The 469-nt window shown below is 45.8% G+C and carries 1 protein-coding gene; it reads right to left on the bottom strand.

Annotation, left to right across the window (positions count from 1 at the left end; translation table 11 throughout):
* Positions 1-141 precede the first annotated feature (141 nt).
* Positions 142-469: transposase (locus HJV72_RS18810; protein WP_208073383.1), on the bottom strand; the 328-nt coding region annotated here is incomplete at its 5' end.

Genomic DNA, 469 nt, shown 5'->3' with positions numbered 1-469 from the left:
GACTTTGTCAAGTTAAGTGTGTAAATTTTATATTTTATTTTGGCAGCTGAATCTGATAGGTTCAGCTGCCATTTTGTCCAAAGTCCTCATATGCATTCCTAAAAGAAGGCCTGGCTGTCCCCTGGATTCCGGTATCTGCATTTAGATATCCTCATATTTCTGCATCCGTGTATTCATTTTTGGGTCCATCGACAGCTGGTTCCGTACCATCGCCCAGTTTGGTACAGGACGCCCCTTCCATTTTTTATAGAGTTCCGTAACACGTAGATATAGCAGCTTCAGCAATGCATTTTCATGTGGAAACGCACCTTTCCGGGTCACTCTTCTAAAGCTTGAATTCACGCTTTCTATCGCATTCGTTGTGTACATCACCCTTCTCACCGCACTTCCGTACTGGAACAGCTGCGCTACATGCCCCCAGTTCCTTTCCCACACATCAATGGCACCCGGATACTGGCTCCAGGTTTGC

The sequence above is a fragment of the Extibacter sp. GGCC_0201 genome (assembly GCF_017566055.1).
Lineage (GTDB): Bacteria > Bacillota > Clostridia > Lachnospirales > Lachnospiraceae > Extibacter.
The sequence above is the reverse complement of the archived record's forward strand: the minus strand, read 5'-3'. Positions and strand labels throughout refer to the sequence as shown.